Consider the following 12,275-nt stretch of genomic DNA (forward strand, 5'->3'; position numbering starts at 1 on the left):
CGCATATTCCGGCGGGGTTCTTCCTACCTGCCTGCGGGTGACGGAAGTTGAGAATTCCCGCCGTTCGATTTCCTTTGTGCGGCGCTCATTTGACCGAACGGGGACGGGTCAGTTGCCGGTGCCCAACACCCGTACCGGCAGCGGCCGCAGGGCCTCGCGGAGGGCGGCGGCCAGTTCCTGGTACTCGGCGCGGCGGGCGGCTCCGGTGCGCATCGCGAGGGCGATCCGGCGGGTCGGGGCGGGCTCGGTGAAGTAGCCGGTGAGGAGCTGGTCGCTGCGGGTGGTCTCGACCCGTACGGCGGTGCGCGGCAGCAGCGTGACCCCGAGCCCGCCGGCGACGAGCTGTACGAGCGTGGAGAGTCCGGCGGCCGTCGTGGTCACCGGGGCGTCCGCGCGGCCCGCCTCCCGGCAGATGTCGAGGGCCTGGTCGCGCAGGCAGTGCCCCTCGTCCAGGAGCAGCAGGTTCAGCTCGCGCAGCGCCTCGCGCGGGATGCCGCTGCGCCCGCCGAGCGGATGGCCGAGCGGCGTGACGAGCACGAAGTCCTCGTCGAACAGCGGGAGTTCGACCACTCCTGGCACACCGAGGGGCACGGCGAGCAGCAGCAGGTCCAGGCGGCCGGTGGTCAGCCCTTCCAGGAGGTTCGCGGTCTGCTCCTCGTGCACCTGGAGGTCGAGGTCCGGGTACCGGTCGTGCACCAGCCCCAGCACGGTCGGCAGCAGATACGGCGCGACGGTCGGGATCACCCCGAGCCGCAGCGCCCCGGTGAACGGAGCCCGCACGGCCTCCGCCTCCGCCAGCAGCGCCCCGACCTCCTCCAGCACCGCCTTCGCCCGTACGGCGAGCCGCTCGCCGGCGGGCGAGAGCAGCACCTTGCGGGTGGTGCGCTCCAGGAGGGTCACGCCGAGGGTGTCCTCCAGGGCGGCCACGGCACCGGACAGCGCGGGCTGGCTCATGCCGATCGCGGCGGCGGCGTCCCGGAAGTGGAGGTGTTCGGCGACCGCGGAGAAGGCGCGCAACTGGGCCAGGCTGGGCTGGCGTCTCTTACTCGTATTACTAACGGTCACTGATAACCGCCTCCGATCAACACGCCCCAGTGTAGCTATTTCCACAATCAATGCACGTTGTGCCAGGATCGGGGCCGACCAACCCACGTAAAGCACCCATTCCGCTTGGGTGCTTTCCGCTGCAAGGAGAGCCTGTGCTCACTGTCGGTGACAAGTTCCCGTCGTTCGATCTGACCGCCTGTGTCTCGCTGGAGAAGGGCGAGGAGTTCCGGCGGATCGACCACAAGACCTACGAGGGCAAGTGGAAGATCGTCTTCGCGTGGCCCAAGGACTTCACCTTCGTGTGCCCCACCGAGATCGCCGCCTTCGGGAAGCTGAACGACGAGTTCGCCGACCGTGACGCCCAGGTGCTCGGCTTCTCCGGCGACTCCGAGTACGTCCACCATGCCTGGCGCAAGGACCACGACGACCTGCGCGACCTGCCGTTCCCGATGCTGGCCGACTCCCGGCACGAGCTGATGCGGGACCTCGGCATCGAGGGCGAGGACGGCTTCGCCAAGCGCGCGGTGTTCATCGTGGACCAGAACAACGAGATCCAGTTCTCCATGGTGACCGCGGGCTCGGTCGGCCGTAACCCCAAGGAGGTCCTGCGGGTCCTCGACGCGCTCCAGACGGACGAGCTCTGCCCGTGCAACTGGACCAAGGGCGAGGCCACGCTGGACGCGGGCGCGCTGCTCGCCGGGGAGTGACCCGAGATGTCACTGGACGCCCTGAAGTCCGCCATACCGGACCACGCCAAGGACCTGAGGCTCAACCTCGGTTCGGTCATCGGCAACTCCGACCTGCCGGCGCAGCAGCTGTGGGGCACGGTCCTCGCGACGGCGATCGCGTCCCGCTCGCCGCTCGTGCTGCGGGAGTTGGCGCCCGAGGCGAAGGCCCACCTGTCGCCGGAGGCGTACACCGCGGCGAAGTCCGCCGCGGCGGTCATGGCGATGAACAACGTCTTCTACCGGACGCGGCACCTGTTGTCCGACCATGAGTACGGCACTCTCCGGGCGGGGCTGCGGATGAACGTCATCGGCAACCCCGGGGTCGACAAGGTCGACTTCGAGCTGTGGTCGTTCGCCGTGTCGGCGATCAACGGCTGCGGGATGTGTCTCGACTCGCACGAGCAGGTGCTCCGCAAGGCGGGCGTCGAACGGGACGTGATCCAGGAGGCGTTCAAGATCGCGGCGGTGGTGGAGGCGGTGGGGGTGACGTTGGAGGCGGAGGCGGTGCTGGCACCTCTCGACCGACGGTGAACGGGTGGGTGGGTGGGAAAGGTCGTTACGGGGCCTGGTCCGGCGGGGGCGATGACACCGCCGTCGCCCCCCTCGGCTTCGGCGACAGCCGAGGGGGCGGTTCCGTGCCCTGGGCGTACGCCTTGAGGTAGCTCACCACCGTGTTGGTGACCGCGACCAGCGGGACCGCCACCACCGCTCCGCCGATCCCCGCGATCATGCCGCCCGCCGCGACCGAGAGGACCACCGCGAGGGGGTGGACCCGGACCGCGCGGCCCAGGATGAAGGGCTGGAGGATGTGGCCCTCGATCTGCTGGACGGCGAGGACGACGCCCAGGGTGAAGAGGGCCACGACGACGCCCTGGGTGACCAGCGCGACGACGACCGCCAGCGCGCCGGAGGCCACCGCGCCGACCAGCGGGATGAACGAGAACAGGAAGATGAAGACGGCGAGCGGCACGGCCATCGGTACGCCGAGGAAGTAGATGCCGACGCCGATACAGACGGCGTCGATGAAGGCGACTATCACCGTGCCGCGGACGTAGGCCGTCAGCGTGCGCCAGGCGCGCGGGCCCGCCCCCGCCATCGCCGGCCGGGCCGCCGCGGGCACCAGCTTCAGCGACCACTGCCAGATGCGCGGGCCGTCGTAGAGGAGGAAGAGGGTCGAGAAGGCCGTCAGCAGGATGCCGGTCAGGGCCTCGACGATGACTTGGACGCCCTCCAGGCCGAACGACGTGATCTGGTCGGTGTTGGCGCCGATGGCCTCGCGGAGGTTCTTCGCGATCTGGTTGATCTGCTTCTCGGTGACGTGGAAAGGGCCCTTGAGCAGCCAGTTGCGCAGATCGTCGACGCCGTTCTGGACCTGGTCGGAGAGGTTGTCGATGTTCGCCATGACCTGCCAGGTCACGAACCAGCCGATCAGCCCCATCACGACGAAGCCGAGGATCGCGGTGAGCGCCGTGGCCACCCCGCGCGGAAAGCCGTAGCGGATCAGGGCGGCCACCGTCGGCTGGAGCAGTGCCGTGATGAGCAGGGCCGCGGCGAAGGCCAGGACCACCAGTTGTACGGCGCTGATGACCCGCATCAGCACCCAGACCGTGCCGGCCAGGATCAGCAGCCGCCAGCCCGCCTCGGCGGCCACCCGTACACCCCAGGGCACGGCGAGCGCGGGGTCGGGGCGGTCACGGGCGATGGGAACGGCTACCGGGGCGGGTTCCGGGGGTTCGGCGTCGGCGGGCGGCAACTCGGGCCCGGCGTCGGTGTGTTCCTTCTCCACCTCGGCACGGCGCTCGTCCAAGCGCTCCCCCATCTCGCTCAGCCCGTTGCCCAGCCGGCCGAGCCACCCTGGCACTCGCGACATGATCCGCCCTCTTCCCCCGTCTGTCCCCACCCCACTCCCCCTTGGAGCCGTTGCGTGTCCGACCGTACAGGGCGAAGGCCCCTCCCCCTAGGACGGGGAGGGGCCTTCAGAGGTTGAGCGGCCCGGGACCGGGCGTACGACTAGTACCAGCTGTTCGCCTGCCAGAACGACCAGGCCTCGCACGGGCTGCCGTAGCGGCTGTCCATGTAGTTGAGGCCCCACTTGATCTGGGTGGCGGGGTTGGTCTGCCAGTCGGAGCCCGCCGAGGAGTACTTGGAGGCGGGGAGTGCCTGGAAGAGACCGTAGGCGCCGGAGGAGGCGTTGACGGCGTGGTAGTTCCAGCCGGACTCGTGCGACACGATGTTGCTGAAGCACTGGAACTGGCCGCTCGGCACCATCTGGGCGGCCATGGCCTGGATCTGCGAGACCGTGTACGAGCTCTGCACGGGGAAGCTGGTGGAGGAACGGCTGGCCGCGGACTTCGCCTCGGCGCGCTCCTTGGCCAGCTTCTCCGCCTTCTCGGCGGCGGCCTTCTTGGCGACCGCGGTCTTCGCGGCGGCCAGGCGGGCCGACTCCTCGGCGTCCTTCTTGGCGCTCGCGTCGGCCTGGATCGCCTGGGCGTCGGCCTGCTGCGTCAAGGAGGCGGTCTGTACCTGGGCCTGCTGGCCCGTGGGGATGTCCGCCAGGAGCGTGGTGTCGGCTGCCGTCGTCTCGGCGTCATTGTTCTGCGCCTGAGCGACGCTGCCCGAGGCAACGCCCACGACGCTTCCGACGGCGGTGACCGCGGTGGCCGAGGCCACTGCGAATCCCCGGACCGAAATCCGGCTCACACGGTTTCCTTCCAGCATCGTCCGCTTCGGTGACCCTGGCGGACGCAATCGTGCCCCTGAACGCTGGCCTCCCAACTACGGGGTCACGGGAGGCACGGGCCCGGTGGGCAACTCCCGCTCGGGGAGCGCCGCGTGAAGAAGCGGGCGGCATACGACTTCGCTGTGGAGTTGGCTTTGATGCTCAAGTTGGTGCGTACCGCTGGGGGTACACGTGTGTCGTATGCGGGGCCTGACAGGAGTGAGACTCTGCCGTAACCGGACGCCGGGTGGCAATTCTGAGTTGCGTGTGAAAGCTCACATCCCGTTTGCCCCAGGGGATTTGGAGAAACAGCAGGACGCCAAAGCGCCGCCCCGCTAAGCTCCTTGGCTTTGCGGGGCGGCGCCAACTGACCTGCAACTACCTCAGATTTGGCCGTCCTCCAGCATTTCGGTCACAAGCGCCGCGATCTGGGACCTCTCGGACCTCGTGAGGGTCACATGCGCGAAGAGCGGGTGGCCCTTCAGCTTCTCCACCACGGCGACGACACCGTCGTAGCGGCCGACCCTCAGATTGTCCCGCTGGGCCACGTCATGGGTGAGAACCACCCGTGAATTGGCACCGATTCGGGACAGGACGGTCAGCAGGACGTTCCGCTCCAGGGACTGCGCCTCGTCCACGATCACGAACGCGTCGTGCAGCGAGCGTCCGCGGATGTGGGTGAGGGGCAGGACCTCCAGCATCCCGCGGGCGGTGACCTCCTCGATGACCTCGCGGCTGGTGACCGCGGACAGCGTGTCGAAGACCGCCTGGGCCCAGGGGCCCATCTTGTCGGCCTCGGAGCCGGGCAGATAGCCCAGCTCCTGTCCGCCCACCGCGTACAGCGGCCGGAAGACCATGACCTTCTTGTGCTGGCGGCGCTCCAGGACCGCCTCCAGGCCCGCGCAGAGCGCGAGCGCGGACTTGCCGGTGCCGGCCCGGCCTCCCATGGACAGGATCCCGATGTCGGGGTCGAGCAGCAGATCCAGCGCGATGCGCTGCTCCGCGCTGCGGCCCTTGATACCGAAGGCCTCCCGGTCGCCGCGCACCAGCCGGACGTTGCCGTCGGCGGTGACGCGGCCCAGCGCCTTGCCGCGCTCGGACTGGATGGTCAGTCCGGTGTGCACGGGAAGGTCGGCCGCTTCCGGGACGTAGACGTGGCCCTCCTCGAAGAGGATGTCCACCTGTTCGCCCGGCAGGGTCAGTTCGGACATTCCGGTCCAGCCGGAGGAGCCCGTGATGGCCAGTTCCGCGCGGTACTCCTCGGCGAGGAGTCCGACGGACGAGGCCTTGATCCTGAGCGGAAGGTCCTTCGACACGACGGTGACGTCGTACCCCTCGGCCTGCAGGTTGCGGGCGACCGCGAGGATGCGGGAGTCGTTGTCCCCCAGGCGGTACCCACTGGGCAGCACGCTGGGGTCCGAGTGGTTGAGCTCGACCCTGACGGTGCCGCCGAGTTCCCCGATCGGGATGGGGGCGTCGAGGCGACCGTGCCGGACCCGGAACTCGTCGAGCAGGCGCAGGGCCTGCCGGGCGAAGTAGCCGAGTTCGGGATGGTGCCGCTTGGCCTCCAGCTCTGTGACCACGACGATCGGCAGCACGACTTCGTGCTCGTCGAAGCGGTTCAGTGCGTTCGGGTCGGCCAGCAGAACGCTGGTGTCGAGAACATAGGTGCGCCGGTCAGGCAGGCGGCGCTTTGTGCTGGTCACCACGGAAGGACGTACCCCCTCGGAAGAGGTCGGGGAGCGACGGAGAGGAGCTGGACCGGTCCGGACCGCAGTGCGCGGGCCGAGGACCGGCCCTCCGTCTCGTCCGTACTGACCGCACGGTCGGGCTGGTGCAAAGGGCCTCCCGGGCGGACGGCCCCGTGCCGTCCGCTGAGATACGACACCCGTGGTTCGGGCGTCGACCTGCTTGGCTTATGCCCTCGAACATGCGCCGCCATGCCACGGCATATGACGACGCCCTGGTGAACTCCTTGTTACTTGTGCACCAAACGGGGTACTCGGGGGGTCTTGCCCGTCATCCGCCGTAACGCCGGTGTCGCGCGGCGTAGTCGCGCATCGCGCGCAGGAAGTCGACCTTGCGGAAGGCGGGCCAGAAGACTTCGCAGAAGTAGTACTCGGAGTGGGCCGTCTGCCAGAGCATGAATCCGGACAGCCGCTGCTCGCCGCTGGTGCGGATCACCAGATCGGGGTCGGGCTGATCGCCCGTGTAGAGGTGCTTGCCGATGAGTTCGACGTCCACGTGGTCGGCGAGCTCCTCCAGGGAGGTGCCCTTGTCGGCGGCGTCCAGGATCATCGAGCGGACCGCGTCGGCGATCTCCTGCCGGCCGCCGTAGCCGATGGCGACGTTGACGAGTATCCCGTCGATGTGCGCGGTCGACTCCTCCGCCTCCTTGAGGACGGACTGCATCCCGGACGGCAGCAGGTCGAGGGTGCCGACGTGGTGGACGCGCCAACGGCCGTCCGCGGCGAGGGAACTGACGACGTTCTCGATGATGCCGAGCAGCGGGCCGAGTTCCTCCTGCGGGCGGTCGAAGTTGTCCGTCGACAGCAGCCAGAGGGTGACGACCTCGACGTCCGTCTCGCTGCACCAGCCGAGGAACTCCTCGATCTTGTCGCCGCCGGCCTGGTGCCCCTGGACGGTGGTGGAACCCGCGGCCTTCGCCCAGCGCCGGTTGCCGTCCATGATGACGCCGATGTGCTTGGGCACCTGTGCGTGGTCGAGATGGCCTCCCACCCTGCGTGCGTAGAACCTGACCAGCAGGCGGCGCAGGGTGTCGCGCACGTTCACGTGTTGTCAGCCCCTCCGTGGATGGCAGTCCCCGGCGTCGAAGCCTACCCCCGCCGGAGCCCGGTTCCCCCAAGGGGTGTCTGGGCTCATCCCGGTTCGGCACGAAGGTCGGTCTCGGTTCGGCACGGGGTCGGTACGGGCGTCGGCCGGTGCGGGAGGGTGCGAGGGGCGCGGGGGTCGTCGCCGCGGGGCACAAAAAATCGGGCCGGTCCGTGGGGGGGATACGGACCGGCCCGAGGGGGGGTTTCCACCATAACCCTTCGTAAGTGATGCTGCGTGCATCGGCGTGCCACAACTACTCTCCGGAGTCGGCCGACAACACGTCAACGGGTCCGGAAGCCCTGATTCCAGCCCTGATCATGGCCTGTTCACAGCGGATTCCGAGGAGAAGGCGGGGGTTTTCCGCCACCCCCCGGCGTGTCGCTCGCAGGGGTGACACCGTCGGCGAACGTCCGCTTGACGGGGCAGGGGCACCGCGCGGCCCCCTCCACCGCGCGGTGCCGACCGCGCAGCTTTGCTCACGCGAATTACCTTGGTCTGAACTTACGTGAGGAGATGGCCGGAACGCGAGTCGATCTCGATAACGATGTGAAAACCGCGTGGACGTGTGGCGGACGTCCCGTGACCTAGTTCGGCCCTAGCGTCGCGCCATGACCGTGAAGATCACTTGGACCATGGCGAGCGCCCGCCGGCTCCGACGGCAGTTCCTGGACACCCCGGCCGGGCCCGGCACACCGGTCGCCGAGGTGGTGGCGTCGATGCTCGCCGCCCATGCGCAGGTGCTGTCGGCGGCCGAGGTGTCGGTGGGGGTACGGGCCGCGGGGCGGACCCGGGCAGACGTACGAGCGGCGTTGTGGCAGGCCGACGGCTCACCCGCCTCGCTGATCAAGGCCCACGGCCCGCGCGGGACCGTCCATCTGCTGCCCACCGGCGAACTCCCGCTGTGGAGCGCCGCGTTGACCGCGATCCCGGGCACGGGCCGGTTCGCCCCCGACATCCGGCTCACCGACGCACAGGCCACCGAGGTGGTCGCGGCCATTGCCGACGCCCTGGACGGCCGGACCCTGACCGTCGACGAACTCGACGAGGCGGTCGTCGCCCGCACCGGTCCGTGGGCCGGGGACCGGGTGATGCCGGCCTTCCAGGACCTGTGGCCGCGCTGGCGCCAGGTCCTGCACCGGGCCGGCCAGTCCGGCGCCCTGTGCTTCGGCCCGAACCGCGGCCGCAAAGTCACCTACACCCGCCCGCCCCGCTTCACCCCCCTCCCCACGGCCGAGGCCCTGCGCACCCTCGTACGGCGATATCTGCGCGCCTACGGCCCGGCGACCCCACCGGATTTCGCCAAATGGCTCGCGGCGCCCGGAGGTTGGGCGTCGGCGCTCTTCGAGACCTGCGCCGCCGAGGGCGGAATCGAGGAGGCCGACTTCGAGGGCACGCGCGCGTGGCTGGCGGCGGGCGACACGTCATTCCCCGAGGAACCCGTCCGGGGCGTGCGCCTTCTCCCCTACTTCGACGCCTACGTCATCGCCGCCCAGCCCCGCGAGACGCTGTTCCCTGGTACCGCGTACCGGCGGGCGCTGGCGGGCGGACAGGCCGGCAACTACCCCGTGCTGCTGGTCGACGGGGTGGTCGCCGGGGTCTGGCACCAGCGCAGACAAGGACGGCGTACGACCGTCACCGTGGAGCCGCTGGGACGGCTGACGGCACGCCAGGAACGGGAGTTGGGCGAGCGGGCGGAACGGGTGGGCGAAGTGCTTCAGGCGCGGGCGGAGTTGGTGATCGGGAAGGTGACCTCCGGACCGCACGCCTGAATCGGCCCCACGTCACGCGAGCGGCTTGCGTACGTCGAAGAGGTGCCGGGTGCTGTGGGTCACGAACGGGCCCGTGGCCTCGATCTGCTCGTGCAGGGACCGGAGTTGGGGCTCGTAGGCCTCGACCGTGAAGTCCGGGACCATCCAGATCACCTTGCGCAGGAAGTGCACGACGGCCGCGATGTCGTAGAACTCCATGCGCAGCCGCTCGGCCCGCAGACCGACGACCTCAAGACCCGCGGCCTCGGCGCCGGCCCGCTCGCGCTCGGGGTCGCGGGCACCGCTCACCTCCTCCGGCTGGGGGCCGAGGAAGTGCTCGACGAGTTCGAACGCGCTGCGGGGGCCCACGTGTTGGGCGAAGTAGGTGCCGCCGGGGCGCAGCACGCGGGCGATCTCCGGCCAGTGGGCCCGGACCGGGTGGCGGCTCAGGACGAGGTCGAAGGCGGCGTCCGCGAAGGGCAGCGGTGCGTCCTCGGCCGCCGCGACCACCACGACCCCGCGCGAGCGGAGCAGGGCGGTGGCCTTGGCGACGTTCGGCGGCCAGCCCTCGGTGGCGGCGACCATCATCGGGGGCTGGACGGCGGCCCGGCTCAGGGCGAAGTCGAAGACCTCCCCTCCCCCGGTCTGCACGTCCAGGGCGGTGTTCGCCCAGGTGAGGCGGTCCCCGGCGGTGCGCGCGTACTCCCACGACGGCCGCGCCTCCGTGGCCCGCCCCTCGAACCACGAGAAGTCCCAGCCCTCGGTGGGGACGGCCGCCCCTTCCGCGACAAGATCCTCAAAGCTCCTGCTGTTGCCCATGGGGCGATGGTCGCAGGGCGGTGTCGGTGGCGCTGCCGAATTTCGAAGCGGCGCGGCGCGGGTCAGGGGACGAGTGCCCTGACCTCCTCCGCCGCGAAGCGTACGAAGGCCTCGGGGTCGGGTTCGTCGCCGGTGGGCTGGAGGACGACCGTGTCGGCGCCGGCCTCGGCGAGGCGTTGGACGGCCTTCGCCACGGTGTGCGCGTCGCCGGCCGCGCCGAGGTCGGGGACCGACTCCAGGCCCTCTTCGGCGAGTTCGGCGCGGAGGCGGGCCGTGGCGCCGGGGCCGGTGGCGGTGAGGAGGTAGACGACGATCCGGTGCGTGTCGGTGCGGCCCGCCGACTCCCGTCCCTCGTCGATGAGTTGACGGGCCCGTCGGACGCCGTCCGGCGCGGTGGACGCGGTGAGGACCGTACCGTCCGCCGAGGCGCCGGAGAGGCGAAGGGTGCGCGGGCCGCCGGCGCCGGCGAGGAGTTCGACGGGACCGGTCGGCGGCCAGTCGAGGCCTACGTCGTCGAGATCGACGTAGCGGCCCTGGACCGTGAGCCGTTCTCCGCGCAACAGGGCGCGCAGCGCGTCGAGATGCTCGCGCAGCAGGGTCACCGGGGACTCGGCGCGTGCGCCGACCTGGCCCATCCAGTCCTGCACGCCGTGGCCGACGGCGAGGATCGGGCGCCCCGGGAACAGCCGGTACAGGGTCGCGGCCTCCATCGCGGTGATGGCGACGTTCCGCAGCGGGACCGGGAGCAGTCCGACGCCGATCCGTACCCGCTCGCTCCAGGCGAGCGCCGCCGCCGCGGCCGAGATCCCGCCCTCGCGGAAGCAGTCCTCCCACAGCCAGAGCTCTTCGAGCCCGCAGGCGTCGGCGAGTCCGACCACCGCACGGAGTCGCTCGGGGGGAAGTTGGGGACGGAACACCGCGCCGAGTCCAGTCATGGCTTCTTCCTATCCGGTGGGAGCACGGCGGACAACGGATTTACGGCGCGACCCGCTCGTAGCGCAGCAGGACGACCCCGTTGCCGAAGGCGCGGTTCTCGGCGAGGCGGAGCGCGGTGTGTGCGTCGGCCTCGGGGAACATCCGCTTCCCGCGGCCGATGAGGACCGGGTGGACGTACACCTTGATCTCGTCGACGAGGCCGAGCCGGAGGAAGGTGGCGGCGAGGTCGGCGCCGCCGAGGCAGAGGTCGCCGCCGGGCTGTTCCCTGAGTGCGCGCAGCTCCTCGGGGACGACCTCGGAGACGATGGTCGTGTTCCACTCGGCGGGACCGGCGGGCAGGGTCCGCGAGTACACGGTCTTCGGCTTGTCCCGCCAGATCGCGGCGAACTCGGCGGTGACCGCGGAGGCGTCCGGGTCGGCGTCGGCGGTGGGCCAGTAGCCGGCCATCAGTTCGTGGGTGACCCGGCCGTCGACGAAGGCGCCCATGGGCCTGAGGGTGTCGTTCATGTGCTGGTGGAGTTCGTCGTCGACCAGATGCCAGCCGATGTCCCGGTCGGGGCCCTCCAGGAAACCGTCGAGGGACACGGACATCATGTAGGAGATCTTCCGCACGGTACGTCACCTCCGTTCAGAACCGGGTGCGTCAGCGTCTCACGCCGCTGCCAGCGCCCCCAGGACCACGCCCGTGAACGCGCCGCCGAGCATGAACGGCCCCAGCGGAATAGCCGTCTTACGGCCCGCCCGGCGCAGCGCGACCATGCCGAGGCCGTACAGCGCGCCGTACAGCACCCCCGCGAAGGCCCCCGTGACGAGCACCGGCCAGCCGTACCAGCCGAGGGCCGTGCCGAGGGCGAGGGCGAGCTTCACATCGCCGAAGCCCATGCCGGCGGGGTTGATGAGATACAGCACCAAGTACCCGGCGCCGAGGGCGAGTCCACCGAGCAGCGCGGTGAGCCAGGAGCCCGCGTCGGCGGGGAGCAGGGCCGCGACGCCGAGGAGAGCGAGGGTGGCGGCGGCGAGGGGGAGGGTGAGGACGTCGGGGAGGCGGTGCACCCGGTAGTCGACGAGCGCGAGCAGCACGGCCACAGGGGCCGCGAGCAGCCAGACGGCGAGTTCGGGGTGGGGGCCGGTGGCCGCGGCGAGGACCGCGCAGACGAGGGCGGTGGCGGTCGATACGACGGGGGTGCTGGGGCCGTAAGTGCTGATGTCGATGTCGCCGGTTCCCTTGCAGCGGGCGCGGCCCAGCCAGCCGTCGAACGGGCCCTTGATCGGGTGGCCGTCGGGGCAGTGTCCGTTCCAGGGTTCCTCGGCCTCGACGGAGAGGCGGTGGGCGGCGCGGGGCAGCAGAAGGCCCGACCACGCGCCCCACAGGGCACCCACGACGATCAGAATCAGGCGCACGCGGGGACGATATCCGGGTGGCGGCGGGCGGGGCATGGGTCC

At 70.5% G+C, this 12,275-nt stretch carries 12 protein-coding genes; 3 read left to right on the plus strand and 9 right to left on the minus strand.

Translation table 11 applies throughout. The features are described 5' to 3' along the window. Window positions 1-108: 108 nt before the first annotated feature. Window positions 109-1,065: a LysR substrate-binding domain-containing protein gene (locus ACQHII_RS17815; protein WP_427920225.1), complete on the minus strand. Its 957-nt coding sequence runs from the start codon at window positions 1,063-1,065 to the stop codon at window positions 109-111. A 134-nt stretch (window positions 1,066-1,199) separates the two neighbouring features. Between ACQHII_RS17815 and ACQHII_RS17820 the strand changes: the two genes are divergently transcribed. Next, the gene (locus ACQHII_RS17820; RefSeq protein WP_427920226.1) at window positions 1,200-1,754 is read left to right on the plus strand and encodes a peroxiredoxin; all 555 of its coding nucleotides are present in this window, start codon (window positions 1,200-1,202) and stop codon (window positions 1,752-1,754) included. 6 nt (window positions 1,755-1,760) lie between these two features. After that, on the plus strand, window positions 1,761-2,306 hold the full coding sequence (locus ACQHII_RS17825; RefSeq protein ID WP_427920227.1) for an alkyl hydroperoxide reductase: 546 nt from the start codon (window positions 1,761-1,763) through the stop codon (window positions 2,304-2,306). A gap of 25 nt (window positions 2,307-2,331) precedes the next feature. Here the strand turns inward: ACQHII_RS17825 and ACQHII_RS17830 are convergent, their stop codons facing one another. The 4 genes from ACQHII_RS17830 to ACQHII_RS17845 form a co-directional block, all read right to left on the minus strand. Beyond that, window positions 2,332-3,645 carry an AI-2E family transporter gene (locus tag ACQHII_RS17830; protein ID WP_427920228.1) on the minus strand — a complete coding sequence of 438 codons (1,314 nt, stop codon included), beginning with the start codon at window positions 3,643-3,645 and terminating at the stop codon, window positions 2,332-2,334. Between the two features lie 140 nt (window positions 3,646-3,785). After that, on the minus strand, window positions 3,786-4,475 hold the full coding sequence (locus ACQHII_RS17835) for a transglycosylase SLT domain-containing protein (RefSeq protein ID WP_427920229.1): 690 nt from the start codon (window positions 4,473-4,475) through the stop codon (window positions 3,786-3,788). A 402-nt stretch (window positions 4,476-4,877) separates the two neighbouring features. Beyond that, entirely contained in the window at window positions 4,878-6,203 is a 1,326-nt protein-coding gene (locus ACQHII_RS17840) for a PhoH family protein (RefSeq protein ID WP_019072758.1), read from the minus strand. A 310-nt stretch (window positions 6,204-6,513) separates the two neighbouring features. Continuing rightward, on the minus strand, window positions 6,514-7,287 hold the full coding sequence (locus tag ACQHII_RS17845; RefSeq protein ID WP_093628914.1) for an isoprenyl transferase: 774 nt from the start codon (window positions 7,285-7,287) through the stop codon (window positions 6,514-6,516). 650 nt (window positions 7,288-7,937) lie between these two features. Here ACQHII_RS17845 and ACQHII_RS17850 point away from each other — a divergent pair. After that, entirely contained in the window at window positions 7,938-9,098 is a 1,161-nt protein-coding gene (locus ACQHII_RS17850; protein WP_427920230.1) for a winged helix DNA-binding domain-containing protein, read from the plus strand. 12 nt (window positions 9,099-9,110) lie between these two features. On the opposite strand, the gene ACQHII_RS17855 is transcribed toward ACQHII_RS17850, so the two are convergent. The 4 genes from ACQHII_RS17855 to ACQHII_RS17870 all read right to left on the minus strand — a co-directional run bounded on the left by ACQHII_RS17855 (window position 9,111) and on the right by ACQHII_RS17870 (window position 12,233). Further along, window positions 9,111-9,896: a class I SAM-dependent methyltransferase gene (locus ACQHII_RS17855; protein WP_427920231.1), complete on the minus strand. Its 786-nt coding sequence runs from the start codon at window positions 9,894-9,896 to the stop codon at window positions 9,111-9,113. A 62-nt stretch (window positions 9,897-9,958) separates the two neighbouring features. Further along, window positions 9,959-10,831 (minus strand): LLM class flavin-dependent oxidoreductase, encoded by an 873-nt coding sequence (locus ACQHII_RS17860; protein WP_427920232.1) that lies wholly within the window; start codon window positions 10,829-10,831, stop codon window positions 9,959-9,961. Between the two features lie 40 nt (window positions 10,832-10,871). After that, window positions 10,872-11,444 carry a dihydrofolate reductase family protein gene (locus tag ACQHII_RS17865; protein WP_427920233.1) on the minus strand — a complete coding sequence of 191 codons (573 nt, stop codon included), beginning with the start codon at window positions 11,442-11,444 and terminating at the stop codon, window positions 10,872-10,874. Between the two features lie 39 nt (window positions 11,445-11,483). Further along, window positions 11,484-12,233, minus strand: coding sequence for a prepilin peptidase (locus tag ACQHII_RS17870; protein ID WP_427920234.1), 750 nt, complete (start codon window positions 12,231-12,233; stop codon window positions 11,484-11,486). Window positions 12,234-12,275 lie beyond the last annotated feature (42 nt).

It is taken from the genome of Streptomyces sp. cg40 (assembly GCF_050320165.1).
In the GTDB taxonomy this organism is placed as follows: domain Bacteria; phylum Actinomycetota; class Actinomycetes; order Streptomycetales; family Streptomycetaceae; genus Streptomyces; species Streptomyces hokutonensis.